Source organism: Rhizobium sp. S152, from assembly GCF_030380735.1.
GTDB lineage: Bacteria > Pseudomonadota > Alphaproteobacteria > Rhizobiales > Rhizobiaceae > Rhizobium.
This window is the reverse complement of the sequence record NZ_JAUDRZ010000001.1, coordinates 106,761-124,028: the sequence shown is the minus strand read 5'-3', so window position 1 is coordinate 124,028 and position 17,268 is coordinate 106,761. Positions and strand designations below refer to the sequence as shown.

Annotated in this window: 16 protein-coding genes and 1 riboswitch; of the genes, 7 read left to right on the top strand and 9 right to left on the bottom strand. The window is 61.0% G+C overall.

All coding sequences use genetic code 11. The annotated features are described in order from the left end of the window. Position 1 precedes the first annotated feature (1 nt). The 3 genes from QTL95_RS00595 to QTL95_RS00585 form a co-directional block, all read right to left on the bottom strand. The gene (locus QTL95_RS00595) at positions 2-652 is read right to left on the bottom strand and encodes a thiamine diphosphokinase (protein ID WP_289718033.1); all 651 of its coding nucleotides are present in this window, start codon (positions 650-652) and stop codon (positions 2-4) included. An 81-nt stretch (positions 653-733) separates the two neighbouring features. Further along, positions 734-1,420 (bottom strand): OmpW/AlkL family protein, encoded by a 687-nt coding sequence (locus QTL95_RS00590; RefSeq protein ID WP_289718032.1) that lies wholly within the window; start codon positions 1,418-1,420, stop codon positions 734-736. Positions 1,421-1,502: 82 nt separating this feature from the next. Beyond that, positions 1,503-2,039: a MarR family winged helix-turn-helix transcriptional regulator gene (locus QTL95_RS00585; protein WP_289718031.1), complete on the bottom strand. Its 537-nt coding sequence runs from the start codon at positions 2,037-2,039 to the stop codon at positions 1,503-1,505. A 113-nt stretch (positions 2,040-2,152) separates the two neighbouring features. Here QTL95_RS00585 and QTL95_RS00580 point away from each other — a divergent pair, with 113 nt between their 5' ends. From QTL95_RS00580 to QTL95_RS00560, 5 genes are all read left to right on the top strand, one after another. Next, positions 2,153-3,685 (top strand): MDR family MFS transporter, encoded by a 1,533-nt coding sequence (locus tag QTL95_RS00580; protein ID WP_289718030.1) that lies wholly within the window; start codon positions 2,153-2,155, stop codon positions 3,683-3,685. 60 nt (positions 3,686-3,745) lie between these two features. Beyond that, a riboswitch (TPP riboswitch) is annotated at positions 3,746-3,860 on the top strand. A gap of 45 nt (positions 3,861-3,905) precedes the next feature. Further along, positions 3,906-4,919 carry a thiamine ABC transporter substrate binding subunit gene (gene thiB / locus QTL95_RS00575; protein WP_289718029.1) on the top strand — a complete coding sequence of 338 codons (1,014 nt, stop codon included), beginning with the start codon at positions 3,906-3,908 and terminating at the stop codon, positions 4,917-4,919. Further along, a complete protein-coding gene (gene thiP, locus QTL95_RS00570; RefSeq protein WP_289718178.1) occupies positions 4,919-6,550 on the top strand; it encodes a thiamine/thiamine pyrophosphate ABC transporter permease ThiP in 1,632 nt (543 codons plus the stop codon). The genes thiB and thiP overlap by 1 nt, the downstream gene beginning before the upstream one ends. Beyond that, positions 6,543-7,259 (top strand): thiamine ABC transporter ATP-binding protein, encoded by a 717-nt coding sequence (locus QTL95_RS00565; protein WP_289718028.1) that lies wholly within the window; start codon positions 6,543-6,545, stop codon positions 7,257-7,259. The genes thiP and QTL95_RS00565 overlap by 8 nt, the downstream gene beginning before the upstream one ends. A 250-nt stretch (positions 7,260-7,509) precedes the next feature. Continuing rightward, complete coding sequence (locus QTL95_RS00560; RefSeq protein WP_289718027.1) at positions 7,510-9,054, top strand: M48 family metalloprotease; 1,545 nt, start codon at positions 7,510-7,512, stop codon at positions 9,052-9,054. A 55-nt stretch (positions 9,055-9,109) separates the two neighbouring features. Here the strand turns inward: QTL95_RS00560 and QTL95_RS00555 are convergent, their stop codons facing one another. The 5 genes from QTL95_RS00555 to QTL95_RS00535 form a co-directional block, all read right to left on the bottom strand. Further along, complete coding sequence (locus QTL95_RS00555) at positions 9,110-9,973, bottom strand: RNA polymerase factor sigma-32 (RefSeq protein WP_037181738.1); 864 nt, start codon at positions 9,971-9,973, stop codon at positions 9,110-9,112. Between the two features lie 384 nt (positions 9,974-10,357). Next, positions 10,358-10,933 (bottom strand): CarD family transcriptional regulator, encoded by a 576-nt coding sequence (locus QTL95_RS00550; protein WP_289718026.1) that lies wholly within the window; start codon positions 10,931-10,933, stop codon positions 10,358-10,360. Positions 10,934-11,327: 394 nt separating this feature from the next. Continuing rightward, positions 11,328-11,666, bottom strand: coding sequence for a ferredoxin FdxA (gene fdxA, locus QTL95_RS00545; RefSeq protein WP_289718025.1), 339 nt, complete (start codon positions 11,664-11,666; stop codon positions 11,328-11,330). A gap of 197 nt (positions 11,667-11,863) precedes the next feature. After that, positions 11,864-12,268 carry an RNA-binding S4 domain-containing protein gene (locus QTL95_RS00540; protein ID WP_289718024.1) on the bottom strand — a complete coding sequence of 135 codons (405 nt, stop codon included), beginning with the start codon at positions 12,266-12,268 and terminating at the stop codon, positions 11,864-11,866. A gap of 3 nt (positions 12,269-12,271) precedes the next feature. Beyond that, on the bottom strand, positions 12,272-15,364 hold the full coding sequence (locus QTL95_RS00535) for a helicase-related protein (protein WP_289718023.1): 3,093 nt from the start codon (positions 15,362-15,364) through the stop codon (positions 12,272-12,274). Positions 15,365-16,020: 656 nt separating this feature from the next. On the opposite strand from QTL95_RS00535, the gene QTL95_RS00530 reads away from it, so the two are divergent. Together QTL95_RS00530 and QTL95_RS00525 are read left to right on the top strand one after the other, a co-directional pair. Beyond that, entirely contained in the window at positions 16,021-16,176 is a 156-nt protein-coding gene (locus tag QTL95_RS00530; RefSeq protein WP_289718022.1) for a DUF3309 family protein, read from the top strand. A 28-nt stretch (positions 16,177-16,204) separates the two neighbouring features. Next, the gene (locus QTL95_RS00525; RefSeq protein WP_018901871.1) at positions 16,205-16,465 is read left to right on the top strand and encodes a YMGG-like glycine zipper-containing protein; all 261 of its coding nucleotides are present in this window, start codon (positions 16,205-16,207) and stop codon (positions 16,463-16,465) included. A 140-nt stretch (positions 16,466-16,605) separates the two neighbouring features. On the opposite strand, the gene efp is transcribed toward QTL95_RS00525, so the two are convergent. Beyond that, positions 16,606-17,175: an elongation factor P gene (gene efp / locus QTL95_RS00520; RefSeq protein WP_289718021.1), complete on the bottom strand. Its 570-nt coding sequence runs from the start codon at positions 17,173-17,175 to the stop codon at positions 16,606-16,608. Positions 17,176-17,268: the final 93 nt, after the last annotated feature.

The window sequence follows — 17,268 nt, the reverse complement described above, 5'->3', positions numbered from 1 at the left end:
ATCAGACTCCGGAAAGATCGTAAGGGCGGGCGAGCACGATGGCGCGGCCGCTTTCAAGCGAGAAGCGCACAGGCCCTTCCGCGACATTGGAAATGGTGCGCGACGAGCCAAAGGGCAAATGGAAATCGATGAGCGGATAGCGGGCATTCTCGATGAACAGGCCGTTAAGTTCGCTGAAGGCGGGAACCGAAAACAGGCTGTTCTTCGGCAGGTCGAGCGTGATGCTACCAGCGATCAGCGGCACGGCTTCTTCCGCGCCCGAGGTCAGGAGCACGTCGAGCCCGGTTTCGGCGAGACTGACGGCGTAGAGCAGATGCTGGAGCGCGTGGTCGGACCGGTCGCCGGCAAGCGCGCCCACGAAGATGAGCCGCGTGGCGCCGCGCGCGACAGCTTCGGATACCGCGATCTCGCCATCGGTGGCCGCCTTGGCGGCGGGGTATGGCTTTCTCGGGACATCGGCAAACGCGGTCGTCAGATCATCCGGCGTGGAATCGAAATCGCCAACCCAGAGCTCAGGCCTGACATCAAATGCCAGCGCGTGCCGCATGCCGCCATCGGCCGCGATGAAACGGCTGTCTGCTACGGCGGCGCGAAGGCGCTCCGTCATTCGCAGCTCGCCGCCGAGCAAAATGGTGAAGGTGGATTGGTTCATGGGCATTGCCCATAGCGCAAAGCAGGGGCAAAGGGAAAGGGCGCGGACATGGGTTTGTCAGCGCCCTAATGGTCTCCGCAGTTAGAAGCGGTAGCTCACGCCGGCGCCGATCAGCCATGGATCAAGCTTCGCCTTGCCGGACATATCGGTTCCGCTGACATTTACGTCGAAGTCGGGGCGCAGGAAGATCTTCTTGACGTCGACGTTGAGGCCCCAGTGCTCATCGAGCATGTAGTCGAAGCCTGCCTGGAGTGCGACACCAAATGTGTTCTTGATATCAAGGCTTTGGGCGCTACTGGCTTTTTCGTTGTAGAAGATCGTGTAGTTCAGACCGGCGCCAACATAAGGCTTGAAGTTGCCGAAGTCCGTGAAGTGGTATTGCAGCGTCACGGTAGGCGGTAGCAGCCAGGTCTTGCCGATCTTTCCGAGGCCGGCGATCGATCCGTCACCATCGACATTGGCGAAGGTGGTGCCAAGAATAAGTTCGGCTGCGATGTTGTTGGTGAAGAAATAGGTGACGTCGAATTCCGGCACCACGGTATTTGAGTAGGACAGGTCCGAGCCGGGAACGCCGCCGACATAGCCCGAATCCTGGGTGATGACGCCAAGCGCGCGCAGCCGGATCATCCACGGGCTCTGAGCCTCGCTCTTGGTTGCCTCGGGCGCCGTGTTCTGTGCGGTCAGGTCCGCCGAAAGGGCCGGCAGCGCGGCTGCGGCAAAGACGATGGCGGCGAACATGCCCTTGAGGGCAGCGGGGCGGCGTTTCATTGATTCTCTCCTGAGTTTCGAATTCTCAGGAGGTTTAGGAAATCACGCCGGGCAATAGATTGATTCAGATCAACCTTTGATTTTATTTTGACAGGCTGGGTGCCGGCGGCAGGTTCTTGTCCCTGACGGCGAATACGCGCTCGAAGCCGGTCATGAACTTGTCGAAAAGCCGGGCGAAGGCTTCCGCGTCTTCGGCGGACCAGTCGGAAACGACGTCCTTGATGATGGCGAGTTTCTGCGCTTTCAGTTCGTCGAGCAGGCGCCGGCCATAGGGCGTGACCATGACCACGATGCGGCGGGCATCCTGTTGCGAAGCGGCCCGCTGCAGGACATCGCGCCCGACCATGTCGGCGACGATACGGCTGGCGCGTGAGGGATCGATGCGCATCGCCTCGGCGATGGCGCCAACGGTGACCTCACCCTGCTCGGCGCAACGGCTGACGGCGTCCAGCACGTCGAGATGCGACAGTTCCAGATCCGGCGCGACCTTGGCGATGGCAAGCCGGGCAATCAGTCGCCGTCCGGTAATCATGCGCATGCGGCTCATGCTCTGGCCTATATGCATGATGTCATCGGTCGATGCAGCTGGTTCGGGGGCGGTCTTCACGATGTCGCTCATGGGAGCAGAATAGCAGAGCGAGCTGCGCAAGAAAATATGCTGGTGTCATTTATGTGACATTGACATTTATATGCTGATAGCACATAAATATGGCGAAACCCGGAAAGATCACCATGAATATGCAAGTTGCCGTCCAGCCGCTGGTCACGGATCCTCGTCGACGGCTCATCCTCTTTCTTTTCCTGATGGCCGCGCTTTTCATGGCGACGCTGGACAACCAGATCGTTGCAACGGCTTTGCCGACCATCGTCGGCGAGTTCGGTCAAATCGAACGGTTCGGCTGGATCGGCTCGGCTTATCTCCTGGCGGTCAGCGCCGTCATGCCGCTTTATGGCAAGCTCGGCGATCTCTTCGGTCGCAAATATGTGATGATGGCGGCAATCATCATCTTTACCGTTGGCTCGACGATTTGCGGATTGGCGATATCGATGGATACGCTGATTGCGGCGCGCGTGCTGCAAGGGCTCGGCGGCGGTGGCATCATGGTGTCGATCTTCGCCGTCAATGCCGATCTCTTCGAACCACGCGAACGCGCCAAGTATCAGAGCTATTCCAGCCTCGTGCTCATGGCATCGGGTGCAATCGGCCCGGTGCTCGGCGGCGCGATGAGCGACCTGTTCGGCTGGCGCTCGATCTTTCTCGTCAACGTGCCGATCGGAGTGATCGTGATCGCCGGACTGGCCTTCATGCTGCCTTACCGCAAGCCGAACCGCCGTCCGAAGATCGACTACGCCGGCGCGCTTCTTCTGGCGATGACCACGAGCTGTATCGTGCTCGCCGCTGATGGCAGCCAGCTTTTCGGCTCGCTGATCGCGCCGGCCAACCTCGCCATCATCGCGTTCGGCATCGTATGCGCCTTCGCCTGGGTGCTGGTCGAGCGGCGCGCCGCCGAGCCGATCATTCCGCTGTCACTGTTCCGCAACCCGACATTCGGCCTGCTACTGGTCATGTCGGTCATGGCCGGCGCCATCGGAATCGGCATGGTCAACTATTTCGCGCTGTTCCTGCAGACGACCACGGGTCTTTCGCCCTCGGCCGCCGGCGCCCTGTTCATCCTTCTGACCGGCGGCATCGTTTGCGGCTCGCTGTCGGCGGGCCGGATCATCTCGGCCACCGGGCGCTACAAGCCGTTCGCGATTGCCAGCCTCTCCATCGGAACCGTCGCATTCGCGCTGCTGTCGCAGGTGCATGCGGGAACACCTGTCATGATCATCGGCGCGATCATGGCGATGCATGGCATCGGTATCGGTCTGGCCCAGCAGGTGCCGATCATCGGCGTGCAGAACGCGGCACCCGCCCGCGACGTCGGCGCGGCGACCGGATCGGTCACGCTGTCACGCATGGGCGGCGCATCGATCGCGATCTCCATCTACGGAGCAATCGTCGGTTCGCAGCTTGGGCGGGCCGGGCTCTCCATCCCTGGTGTCGAGAACATCGAGCAACTGACGCCGAAGATGATGGCGGCTTTGCCGGAAGCGGCGCGGCAGGCGGTGGCCGATGCCTATGCGAGCGCCTTCGTGCCGTTGTTCATGACGTCGTGCGGCATCGCCTTCATCGGCCTCATGGCGGCTTTGCTCTTGAAGCCGGGGCAACTGCCTCGCGCCGAGGCTCACGCGCCGAAGCCGGCTGCCGAGGCCGCCGAATAAAGCGAATGGCGCGACCGGCGTCGCCCCTTGTCAGATGCCGGTCGCGACGATACATCTCTCCTCGCTCTAACGGGGTGCCTGAGATTCAAGGATGTCAGGCTGAGAGGCTTGCGAAAGCCAACCCGCGGAACCTGATCCGGCTAACACCGGCGGAGGGATTAGACGCGTGACACCAGGCACCGCCCTTTTCCCCTTCAAGAACACCAAGAGGAGAGGTGCCATGACCAGCTTGAAGACATATGCGCTCGCCGCAACCGTTGCATTTGCAGGCTTTAGCGCCGCTGCGCAGGCCGCCGACAAGACGCTTACCATCTACACCTATGAGAGCTTCACCTCTGAATGGGGGCCCGGCCCCAAGGTGAAGGCGGCGTTCGAAAAGACCTGCGACTGCACAGTCAATTTCGTGAGCGTCGCCGATGGCGTGGCGCTGCTGTCGCGTCTCAAGCTCGAAGGATCAGGCACCAAGGCCGATGTCGTGTTGGGCCTTGATACGAACCTTATCACCGAGGCAAAGTCCACCGACCTGTTCGATGTCAGCGGCGTCGATACCAGCGCGCTGAAGGTCCCTGGTGGTTTCAAGGACGACGTCTTCGTGCCCTATGACTACGGCCATTTTGCCGTGATCTACGATACGCAGACGATCAAGACGCCGCCGACGAGCCTGAAGGAAATGGTCGAAGGCGACCCGGCGCAGAAGATCGTCATCGAGGATCCCAGAACCTCGACGCCGGGCCTCGGCCTGCTGCTCTGGGTGAAGTCGGTCTATGGCGACAAGGCGCCGGAAGCTTGGGCGAAGCTCAAGAAGCGCGTGCTGACGGTGACGCCCGGCTGGTCGGAAGCCTATGGCCTGTTCACAAAGGGCGAGGCGCCCATGGTGCTCTCCTACACGACGTCTCCGGCTTATCACATGGTTTCGGAAAAAACGGATCGCTATCAGGCCGCGGCATTCTCGGAAGGGCACTACATCCAGATCGAGGTCGCCGGTCTCTTGAAGAACGCGCCGGACAAGGCGCTGGCCCAGGATTTCCTGAAATTCATGATCACCCCTGGCTTCCAGGACACGATCCCGACCAACAACTGGATGATGCCCGTATCGGCGACATCGGAGCCGCTGCCGGATGCTTTCGGCAAGCTTGTCAATCCGTCAAAGACCTTTCTTATGAGCCCGGATGAGGTCGCAAAGAACCGCAAGGCCTGGATCGACGAGTGGCTGGCCGCCATGAGCATGAACTGATGCTCTTTACTGCGGCCGATATAAGACGTGCGATGACAGGCGGGGCGCTCAGCCTCGCCGGCATTGCGTTTTTCGTCGGTCTGGCGATCACGGCGCTGCTCGTTTCGGGCGGGGCGTCGTCGATCACGGCTGCGGTCACCGATCCCTATATTCTCCGCGTGTTGCGCTTCACGCTGTTGCAGGCGCTGATCTCCACTGTCCTGTCCATTCTCTTTGCACTGCCGGTGGCGCGGGCGCTGGCACGGCAACCGCGGTTTCCGGGGCGGATCTGGATCATCCGGTTGATGGCCGTGCCGATGGGGCTGCCTGTGCTGATCGGCGCCCTCGGACTGATCGGCATCTGGGGACGGCAGGGCGTATTGAACGCGCTGCTCCTCAAGATCGGCTTCGCGGAACCGCTCAGCATCTACGGCCTTGGCGGCATTCTCCTGGCGCATGTGTTCTTCAACATGCCGCTCGCCTGCCGCCTCATGCTGGCGGGGCTGGAGCGCGTGCCCGGCGAATACTGGCTGATGGCCGGCGGGCTCGGCATGCGGCCTGCTTCCGTGTTTCGCTTCATCGAATGGCCGGTGCTCAGGGCCGTCATTCCCGGGATTGCGGGTCTGATCTTCATGTTGTGCGCCACGAGCTTCACGCTGGTGCTGATGCTTGGCGGCGGTCCGGCGGCAACCACGATCGAGGTGGCGATCTACCAGGCGCTACGCTTCGATTTCGATCCCGGCCGTGCGGTCGCACTGTCCCTGCTGCAGATAGCGGCCACGGCGGTCATTCTCGGTTTCCTCGCGCTGTTGCCGGGCGCCGGCGACGATGGCGTCACATCCGGAAAATCCGTCAGGCGCCCGGATGCGCAGATGATCGGTGTCCGGCTGGCGGATGTAGCGATGATATTCGTCTCGGTGCTGTTCCTGGGATTGCCGCTACTTTCGGTCGTCATCGCCGGCCTGCGCGCGGACCTCGCGAAGCTGGTGATGCAACCGGTCTTCTGGCGCGCCGCTGGTACCAGCCTTGCCATCGCGCTCTCCGCTGCGGTGCTGGCACTGGTATTGTCCGTGGCTTTGGTGCGGGCGCGTCACCTGCTTTCGTTGCGCGGGTCGGAGCAAAGGGTCAGCGGCGTGTTCTTTTCGAGCATGGGCGGTGCATCGTCGCTGGTTCTGCTGGTGCCGCCGATCGTTCTGGCGACGGGTTGGTTCATGGCGCTCAGGGAATTCGGAGATGCAACGTTTTTCGCGCCCGTTCTCGTGGTCGCCATCAACACATTGATGTCGCTGCCCTTTGTCATGCGCATTCTCGAGCCCGCCTACCGCATCCACCAGCACCGCACGCAAAGGCTTTCGGCCAGCCTCGGCATCCACGGGCTCAGCCGGCTCCTGCGGATCGACGGGCCGGCACTGATGAAGCCGCTCTTCACGGCCCTCTCTTTCGCGATGGCGCTGTCGCTTGGTGATCTCGGCGCGGTAGCGCTGTTCGGATCGGATGGGTTCATCACCCTGCCTTGGCTTGTCTACAGCAGCATGGGCAGCTATCGCACCAATGATGCAGATGGTTTCGCCCTGATCCTCGGCCTTGTCTGTCTGCTACTGACAATCGCCGGCACCACGGGTCAGGTGTGGCGGGAGACCCGGAATGGCTGAGTTGAAGGACGGCATAGAGGTGCGTGATGTCGGGCTGCGGCTCGGCGCACATGACTTCCGCTTCGATTGCCGGCTGCCGGCCGGAGTTGTCATCGCCGTCACCGGCGCATCGGGCGCGGGCAAATCCACCTTTCTCAACCTGCTTGCCGGCTTCGATGCGCCGGCAAGCGGCAAGATCCTCATCAATGGTACCGATGTCACGCACAGCCATCCGGCGCAGCGGCCGGTGTCGCTGGTGTTCCAGGAAAACAATCTCTTCGCGCATCTGGATGTGTTCACCAATGTCGGGCTCGGCATAGATCCGGCGCTGAAGCTTTCGGCACCCGATCGATCGGCCATTTCGGCGGCGCTGGAGAGGGTTGGGCTCGGCGGTTTCGAGCGACGCATGCCGGCAACGCTGTCGGGGGGAGAGCGCCAGCGTGTGGCTTTTGCCCGGGCGCTGGTGCGCAAGCGTCCGGTGCTGCTGCTCGACGAGCCCTTCGCGGCACTCGATCCAGCCTTGCGCAACGAGATGGCGGCGCTGTTGCTCGATATGCATCGGCAGTCGGGCAATACGGTGGTGATCGTCTCGCATGATCCCGACGAGGTTCGAAGGATCGCCGATTTCGCGCTGTTCATCGAGGGCGGACAGGTTGCCGTGGCCGCTCCCATCGGCGATTTCACCTCGCGCCGGAACCATCACGGCTTGGCGCAATTTCTTCAAGGTTGACGAATCTGTGTTCCGTAACGGCACTTTCGCCATAATTTGAAGCGACCGAAGGTTAACCGAAGACGTCGCCAGGCTTGCTAAAATACAACGGCGCCATATTTAGTCAGAGTCTCGCTATGCAATCGATGCGAAAATCAGCTAGAGCAATGGCTTGCGTTCTCGATTGTGCAGTGCAGAAGCGGGGACGGAACGCCTCTTGAAATCTATCGAGACCGACTTGGTCGCAAGCGCGCGCCGGCCGAAAAGCACGATGACCCGGAGAACCAGACTGGACAGCATGACGACGTGGAAATTGGCCGCGCCTTCCAGTGATGCGTTTTCCGTGGCGGGCCATTGGGCCCGGCGGGTGCTGCTCGTCTCGGTTTCGAGCCTCGCGCTGTACGGGTGCCAATCGGCGCTTGAACAATCCTATCAGCCTAGCGTCGGCCCCTCGTCCAATCCGCAGATCGTCGATGAGGTCCAGAAGAACGATCCGCGTGCGGCGATGGGGGCGCGCGAGCATCCGCGCATCGTTTCCAGCTATGGCGGCGAATACAAGGATGCAAAGACGGAACGTCTCGTGGCACGCATTGCCGGCGCCCTGACGGCAGTGTCGGAGAATCCGAGCCAGTCCTACCGCATCACCATCCTCAACTCGCCCGCCATCAACGCCTTCGCGCTACCGGGCGGCTATCTCTACGTTACCCGCGGTCTTCTCGCGCTCGCCAACGACGCCTCGGAAGTGGCGGCCGTGCTGTCCCACGAGATGGGTCATGTCACAGCGAACCACGGCATCGAGCGCCAGAAGCGCGAGGAGGCCGAGGTCATCGCAAGCCGCGTGGTGGCCGAGGTGCTGTCGAGCGATATCGCCGGCAAGCAGGCGCTGGCGCGCGGCAAGCTCAGGCTCGCCGCTTTCTCCCGCCAACAGGAACTTCAGGCCGACGTAATCGGTGTGCGCATGCTCGGCGAGGCGGGCTACGATCCCTTCGCAGCGTCGCGATTCCTGGATTCGATGGCCGGCTACAGCCGCTTCATGTCCGTCGATCCGGAGGCCGACCAGAGCCTCGACTTCCTCTCCAGCCACCCGAATTCGGCGCAGCGCATCGAGCTTGCCCGCGACCATGCCCGCGCCTTCGGGCAGGAGGGCAAGGTCGGGGATACGGGCCGGGATTACTATCTCGATGGCATCGACGGGCTGCTTTACGGCGATAGCCCCGAGGAGGGCTACGTGCGGGGCCAGACCTTCCTCCATGGCGGGCTCGGCATTCGCTTCGACGTGCCTGAAGGCTTCAAGATCGACAACAAGGTCGAGGCGGTCATGGCGACCGGCCCGAACGACGTCGCCATCCGCTTCGATGGCGTAGCCGATAGCCAGAACCAGACGCTGACGAACTATATCTCGAGCGGCTGGGTCACCGGGCTCGATCCGTCGACGATCCGGCAGATCACCGTCAACGGTATGGAAGCCGCGACCGCGCGGGCGAGCGCGGACCGGTGGGATTTTGATGTCACGGTGGTGCGCATCAACTCCCAGATTTTCCGCTTCCTGACGGCGGTGCCGAAGGATAGCCCTGTGCTGGAACAGACTGCCGATATCCTCAGGGCCAGCTTCCGGCGCATGACGCCCGAGGAGGCCGCTTCGCTCAAGCCGCTTCGCGTGCGCGTCGTCACCGTACGTCCGGGCGAAAACATCACCACCCTTGCCGCGCGGATGATGGGAACGGACCGTAAGCTCGATCTCTTCAAGCTTATCAACGCACTGCCCACCGGCGCTTCCGTTTCGCCCGGCGATCGCGTGAAAATCATCTCCGAATGAGAAAAAAGGCCCGGTTTGCACCGGGCCAGTCACATCACTGGGGGAGTAAGCTCGTTCAGGCCGATGCGGCCATGTAGGGGTCTGCTGTCACCAGGGCGCTGCGCAGCTTTTCCATGGCGCGGCTTTCGATCTGGCGCACGCGTTCCTTGGAAATGCCAAGGTCGGCGCCGAGTTCTTCAAGTGTCGCGCCGTCTTCGGCAAGCCGGCGGGCGCTGATGATTTTCATTTCGCGTTCGTTGAGATGTGTGAGTGCCGAGGCAAGCCACACGCGGCGGCGCTCGCCGTCGATCATGTTGGTCACCTGCTCATCGGGCAGCGGTTCGTTGCTGACGAGGAAATCCATCTTCTCGGCGCTGTCGGCGTCGCCGGAGACCGAGGGGGCCTGGAGCGATGCATCGTTGCTGGAAAGCCTGGCATCCATCGTTTGGACATCGGAAAGACTAACGCCGAGGGCGGCGGCGATTTCCTGGTGAATAGATTGCAGCGTGAGTTGGGTGTCGCCCTTGGCAAGCTTGGCGCGCAGCCGCCGCAGGTTGAAGAAAAGCGCCTTCTGCGCGGAGCTGGTGCCGCCACGCACGATCGACCAATTGCGCAGGATGTAATCCTGGATCGATGCGCGTATCCACCAGCTGGCATAGGTCGAGAAGCGGACGTCGCGCTCCGGCTCGAAGCGGGCCGCCGCTTCGAGAAGGCCGACATAGCCTTCCTGCACAAGGTCGCTCATCGGAAGGCCGAAGTTGCGGAACTTGCCTGCCATCGAGATGACAAGGCGCATATGAGCCATGGCGATCTGATTGCGCGCGCCACGGTCGTCATTGTTCTTCCATCTGATCGCGAGATCATGTTCCTCTTCACGCGCCAGGTAAGGAGCCGCCATTGCAATTTTGATCATGCGCCGGTCTGCAGACATGTTCTTCATCTCGGTCTCCTGAATACAGGCGTCGCGCCCGAAAAATGGGAAAAGAATTCTCGTTCCGGGCCAAGGCGGCCCGGATCCAACGGATGTCGTGAAGCTATTGGGGTCTGATACTCTGGACGTTTCCGGATCAGGCCCTAGTTTAGGCTTATGAGCCGGTCAGAAGGCCGGGCGGGACCAGTTTCTTCATGTTGCCGAGGCTTGGGCAATATGTGGAATGCATGATCCGCTCCTCAACGAATGTTTACAGATATGCGAACATTCGAGGGCATGGAGATTGCCGCAAGGTTCGCACCTACATTTCAATAACGCGCCAGATCGGAAAAAGTTCCAATAAAAAAACCCGGCTTGAGGCCGGGTTTTTTGGTAGGCAAAACAGAGCTTTGATTAAGCTGCTTCTTCTTCCTGGGCTTCGTCCTCGTCGACGGCCTTGCCACGCTTCGGACCCTTGTTGAGATTGGTCTCGACAAGGCGAACGGCTTCGGTTTCAGACATCTTATTCACGGCCGCGATCTCGCGGGCCATGCGGTCAAGGGCTGCTTCGTAAAGCTGACGCTCGGAATAGGACTGCTCCGGCTGATTTTCCGCGCGGTAGAGATCGCGCACGACTTCAGCAATCGAGATCAGGTCACCAGAATTGATCTTGGCATCATATTCCTGGGCACGGCGGGACCACATGGTGCGCTTGACGCGCGCCTTGCCCTGCACAACCTTCAGAGCCCGCTCGACGAAATCGGTTTCGGACAGCTTGCGCATGCCGATGCTCATGGCCTTTGCCACCGGCACCTTGAGGCGCATCTTGTCCTTGTCGAAATCGATCACGAAAAGTTCGAGCTTCATGCCTGCAACTTCTTGCTCTTCGATAGCGGTGATGGTACCGACGCCGTGTGCGGGATACACGATCGATTCACCGGTCTTGAAGCCGTGACGGGCGGAAGAAGGTTTTTTCTGCTGGGTCGTCATTCTAATCAAAAACTCCCTGTTACGCTTCCGGCATCGCCGGAGCCGGGTCAGTCAGGCCCGGATGAGACGGTAGGATCCGTCGGGTGACTTACTTCTGGTCCCACCGGACAGAAGCAAACATGTTCAGGCGCGCGATTTTCTGACCTCACAGCCCAAGGCGTTGATATGTCACGGAAACCGCGTGTGGATTTGTGTTGCTTTCGTGGTGGCTTGGGGCAAGCGATATGCCACAAATGGATCAGTGTGATAAACCTATCACAAAAATATGAGGAAATCAATAATTTACTGCGACTGAGTCATGCGGGCAACACATGTCACCCATATGCGTCAAGCAGGTTCAGGCGCGTCCGGCGCGCGCAAAAGCCGTTTTCCGGCTATGGAATCTCGGTCCGACTCAGTCGCCGGAACCGGGCTTCTCGGAGAAGTACTTTTCGAACTTCCCGGTCTCGCCGTCCATCTCCTTGGCCTCGGCCATGGCATCCTTCTTTACCGTGATGTTCGGCCAGATGCCGGCAAACTCGGCATTCACCTTCAGCCACTTGTCGAGGCCCGGTTCGGTGTCCGGCTTGATCGCCTCGGCGGGACATTCCGGCTCGCAGACGCCGCAGTCGATGCATTCGTCGGGATGGATGACGAGGAAGTTTTCCCCTTCATAGAAGCAATCAACCGGGCAGACTTCAACGCAATCAGTGTATTTGCAGCGAATGCAGTTGTCGGTCACGACATAGGTCATGAAGAACTCCAGGATTTCCATACAAGCGGGATCGGGCAACCTGGAACGTCGCGCCTCTACCCCAGCCGGGAAGCAAGCATTGGCGGGCTTCTCCGCCCACAATCCTGTCCGGCATGTTGCCCTGTGACCTATCGAGTTTGAGGGCGGATTTCAAGGATAAAGAAATCGCAAAAGGTGCCGGTTCGGAGCAGAGTTTTCTAATCCTCGTCCGACATGAGCCTGTCGATGGCGCGACGCTCTTTCTTGGTGGGCCTGCCGGCGCCTAAGTCGCGGGTCGCCTGCTCGTAAGCGGTGAGCCGTTTTGTCTCGTCGGGAGGCGGGCTCTGGTCGTCGTAGAGGAGGCGGGCCTCCTCGTAGGGGCCGCGCCGGTCGCCGCCCGACTTGACGATCAATACAAGGTCGCGCCGGTCGAGGCTGAGCTCCACCTTATCGCCGGGCTTCACCATATGACTCGGCTGGGCGATGCGCTGACCGTTGATGCGGACATGGCCGGATTGCACATGGGCCTGGGCCAGTGAGCGGGACTTCACCATGCGCGAGAAGAACAGCCACTTGTCGATACGCTGGCGCGAACCGTCTGATGGCTGTTTCTCCCCGCTCATGGCTTACTTCTTCATCTGCTCCTTCAAGGCAGCGAGCTTGGCGAAGGGCGAATCCGGATCCACCGGCTTCTCCTTGCGCGGGGGCTTTGCCTCGAAGCGCAGCGGCTGATTGCCGCCGCGGTTGTTGTTGCGATCGTTGCGATCACGGTTGCCGCCGCGATCCTGGCGCTCGCCACGCTGTTCGTTGCGGTCACCACGGCCCTGATGCGGCTTGCCGCCATCCTTGCCACGGTTCTGGCGGTTGCCCTCCCGGTTGTCGCCGCCTTCGCCGCCCTGGCGACGATGGCCCTGACCGCGATCCTGGCGTTCGCCTTGACCCTGACCTTGACCCTGGCGGTCGCCGCCACGGCGTTCGCCATGACCGCGCGCCTGGCGCTGGTTGTTGTCGGTGCGGCCGCCAAGGCGCCACAGGAGAACCGGCTTCGGTTCCTCGGTTTCCGTTGCTTCGGCGGCAGGTTGCACCTCGGCAGCGGCTTCCGGTGCAGATGCCTCGACAACTGGGGCTTCCGATGCCGGCGCTTCCTCGGATGCGGTATCCGCATCGTCGTGATCAGCCTTGTCGGCGGCTTCTTCCGTGCTCGCTTCCACGGTGGCGGCAGGAGCCGACGAAGCGTCCTGCGTGGCCAGATGAGCGGCGGCGTCCTCGGCCTTCACGGCGTCGGCGCGATAGCCGAGGCCCTTGAGGATTTCTTCCATGTCCTCGAGCGTGGCGCCGAGGATGGACAGCATGGCCGTGGTGGTCGTGAAGCGGCGGCCGTCATAGGCGCCCTCAGGGCGGTTCGGCTGGCCGGGCTTCCACTGCAGCAGCGGACGGATGATATCAGCCAGGCGCTCAAGGATATCGATGCGCACGGCGCGCTTGCCGAGGAAACGGAAGCCAGCGAGCTTGTAGAAGGTGCGCTCGTAGCTTGGATCGGTAACCACGGATGTGCGGCCGGCGGCCAGAACCGGGATGAGGTCGCCGTAGCCCGGCTTGTCGAGGCCGTCATTCTTCAGGCCCCAGAGCAGCGTGATAAGCTCGGCCGGAGCCGGCTTCAGCAGCGCGGGAACGAAGATGTGGTAGGCGCCGAAGCGAACGCCGTAGCGGCGCATCGAGGCGCGGGCGTCCTGGTCGAGCGACTTCACCTCCTCGGTCACGTCGCGACGGAAGAGCACGCCGAGATTTTCCACGAGCTGGAATGCCAGGCCCTTGGCGAGACCCTGCAGGTCTTCGGCGCGGGACAGATCGTCCAGCGGCTTCAGCACGGTCGAGATGTGATGGTTCACGAAGCGCTCGAGACGGGCGGCCACGTGGTCGCGGGCGTTGCCGGTCAGCTGCTCGTCGGCGAGCAGGATGACACGCGGGCGCATAATGTGGTCGCTGCCCGTCAAGCGTGCGACGGGATCGCCGAGCCAGCGGATCGCGCCATCGGAGCCGATCGCCAGATCGCTGTTGCCGGCGGCATGGATACGCGCTGCGCGCGCCTCGAATTCCAAAGCAAGCGCCTTCTGGGAAGCAGTCTGGACAGCTTTCGCGTCCGGTCCCTCAGCTCCTCCGATGGGCGTGAACCGGAAACCGGACAACTGCCCTACATGATGTCCTTCAACGAAGACATCGCCATTTACACTGATTTCAGCTTCCAGCATCGCATTCTCTCTCAGGCGCTTCATGAGCACAGACGTCCTGCGATCAACAAAGCGTTTCGTCAACCTTTCATGTAACGCATCGGACAATCGATCTTCGATTTCCCGCGTCTTTTCCTGCCAGTGTGTCGGATCGGCAAGCCAATTGGGCCGATTCGACACATAGGTCCAAGTCCTTATCTGCGCGATTCGCGCCGAAAGCGTGTCAATTTCGCCGTCTGTTCGATCCGCCCGGCGCACTTGCTCGGCAAGGAAGTCCTCGTTCACCGTGCCATATCGCACGAGATCAGAAAAGAGGGTCGAAATCAGATCGGCATGTTGTGCGGGGGCGATACGCCGGTAGTCGGGAAGCGCGCAGGCTTCCCAGAGCTTTTCCACCCGTTCCGGGGTGGTCGCCAGGTCGTTGATCTCGGGGTAGCGCGACAGGTGCTCCAGCGCCTGCTGATCGACTGCCGGCAGGGCGCGCGTCAGGCCGGTGACGCGCGGGCCGGTCTCGAGGCTCGCGCGCAGCGCGCGGATCGAGGCGTAGTCGAGCTCCTTGGTGCGCCACTGCAGCACCTTGACGTTATCGAACTCGTGGCCTTCGATGCGTTCAACCAGTTCCTCGTCGAAGGGATCGACGTGGCCGGTGACGCCGAAGGTGCCGTCGCGCAGATGGCGGCCGGCACGGCCGGCGATCTGGCCGAGCTCGGACGGATTGAGATTGCGGAACTGGTAGCCGTCGAACTTGCGGTCCTGGGCAAAGGCGACATGGTCGACATCGAGGTTGAGACCCATGCCAATGGCGTCGGTCGCGACCAGATATTCGACGTCGCCTTCCTGGTAGAGCGCCACCTGCGAATTGCGGGTGCGTGGGCTGAGCGCGCCGAGCACGACCGCCGCGCCGCCACGCTGGCGACGAATGAGTTCTGCGATCGCATAGACCTCGTCAGCCGAAAAGGCGACGATGGCGGAGCGCTGCGGCAGGCGCGTCAGCTTCTTCTGGCCGGCGTAGAAAAGGTGCGAGAGGCGGGGACGCTCGACAACGGTGATACCAGGCAGCAGTTGCTGCAGGATCGGTCGCATGGTTCCGGCGCCGAGCAGCAGCGTTTCGTCGCGGCCACGCAGATGCAGGATGCGATCGGTGAAGATATGGCCGCGCTCGAGATCGCCGGCCAGCTGCACCTCATCGATGGCGACGAAGGCGGCCTTGGTTTCGCGCGGCATGGCTTCGACGGTACAGACCGAATAGCGGGCCTTCGGCGGAGAGATCTTTTCCTCGCCGGTGACCAGCGCAACATTCTGGACGCCGACCTTCTCGACAACCCGCGTGTAGACCTCGCGCGCCAGAAGGCGCAACGGCAGGCCGATCACGCCGGTGCCATGCGCGACCATGCGCTCGATGGCATAATGCGTCTTGCCGGTATTGGTCGGTCCAAGCACCGCGGTCACCCCGCGCCCGCTCAGTATCATCGGCTGCGATGTCAGTGTCATGGTCCTGCAAGTGAGGCGGGAGCCTCAGGTCACGTCCGCTTCTATCAGAAGCCGAACACACATGGACAGCCACCTGAGCAAACGCAAGGGCTGAACTTCATTTAACGAAGGGATTTATAAGCGATCGGGGGTGTTTGAAACAAGATGGCTGCGAGCCGGAACAGTTTGAGAACGAATCGGAGACGAATCAGTGACTCCGGATGATTCAGGGTTTGTTCACGGCTAAGTATTGATTTTGAATCACTTTTTCCCACTAGATCGTGAATCTGCCGAAGTTTGACGGGCGGAACGGAGGATAGGAAGTGGCCTGTCAACGTAAATCGCTTGCCAACCTCGATTTTTCGCAAGATTCATTACAAGAACTTAGCTGGCAAGCGTTTTGGCCAAAAGCGGAACAAATAGCCGACGAATCAACGATATTTCCGGTTTCTCTGTTTGTGCATCGCAAAATATTGTAATTGCATGATAATTTAACCATACGACAAACGTCGAAGCCGCTATTTTCGGGAGCTCTTTGCCGATTTCGGGGAGCTTTGTGATGTTTTCCTGCCACACACATCGCAAGGCCATACGAAAGCGCGAAACTCGGCGGAACAAAAATCGCGGACGTGTGTTTTGTGTCCATTCGTATACACGACGAGTTGAGGACATAAACCATGCTTGGCACGATACTGCTCATCATCCTTATTCTGCTTTTGGTCGGCGCCTTGCCTAACTGGGGTTACAGCCGCAGCTGGGGCTATGGACCTTCCGGTGGTTTAGGACTAGTTCTGCTGATTATCATTATTCTGTTGCTCATGGGCCGTATCTAAGTGCCCGAAAAACCTGGGAGTTAATGTCATGATGAAGAAGATTGTTCTGATTGGTGCTCTGGTTGGCGCGCTTGCATCCTGCACGGCCACGGAACAGGGTACTGCCATCGGTGCCGGTACTGGCGCGGTTATCGGCGGCGCCGTTAGCCACAGCTGGGGTGGCGCTGCTGTCGGCGCTGTCGCTGGTGGCCTTGCTGGCGCTCTGATCGGCCAGTCGGTCGAACGCCGCGGTTACTGCGTCTATCGCGATCGCTACGGCCGCCGCTACGAGGCACGTTGCCCGCGCTAATTACAGCGCGTCACGCAACATTTCGAAAACACTCGAAAACGCCGGCTTAGCCCGGCGTTTTTTGTTTGCCGGCGACGAATCCAATAAAAAAAGCCGCATCGTTTCCGACGCGGCTTTTTCGATTTGGTGTGCGAGAGCGCTTAGTTCTTGGCGCGCTCGACGTAGGAGTTGTCTTCGGTCGCGATGACGACGCGGGTGCCGGCATCGATGTGCGGCGGTACCGAGGTGCGGATGCCGTTCGACAGCATGGCCGGCTTGTAGGACGACGAGGCCGTCTGGCCCTTCACGACCGGCTCGGTCTCGGTGATCTCGAGCGTCACGTGGCGCGGCAGCTGCAGGGCAAGCGCGACGCCTTCGTGCATGGACAGAATGCAGACCATGCCTTCCTGGAGATAGGCCTTCTGGTCGCCCATGGTTTCGATATCGACGACGACCTGATCGTAAGTTTCCGGGTTCATGAAGTGGAAGCCTTCGCCATCTTCATAGAGAAACTGGTGGTTGACGTCCTCGACAAAGGCACGCTCGACCTGCTCGGTGGTGCGCCAACGTTCCGACACCTTCACGCCGTCGACGATACGGCGCATATCAACCTGGGTAACCGGCGTGCCCTTGCCCGGGTGAAAGTTGTTGGCCGTCAGAACGACGTAGAGCTTGCCCTCGACTTCGAGGACGTTGCCCTTGCGGACGGAAGAGGCGATGACCTTTACCATAAGACTTCCTTGTAACTCGGCTGGTGGCGTCGTAGAGGACTGTCGAAATGGCCCCGAAGACGCAATTGATTGTTCTTTGGGGGCGCAACTAAC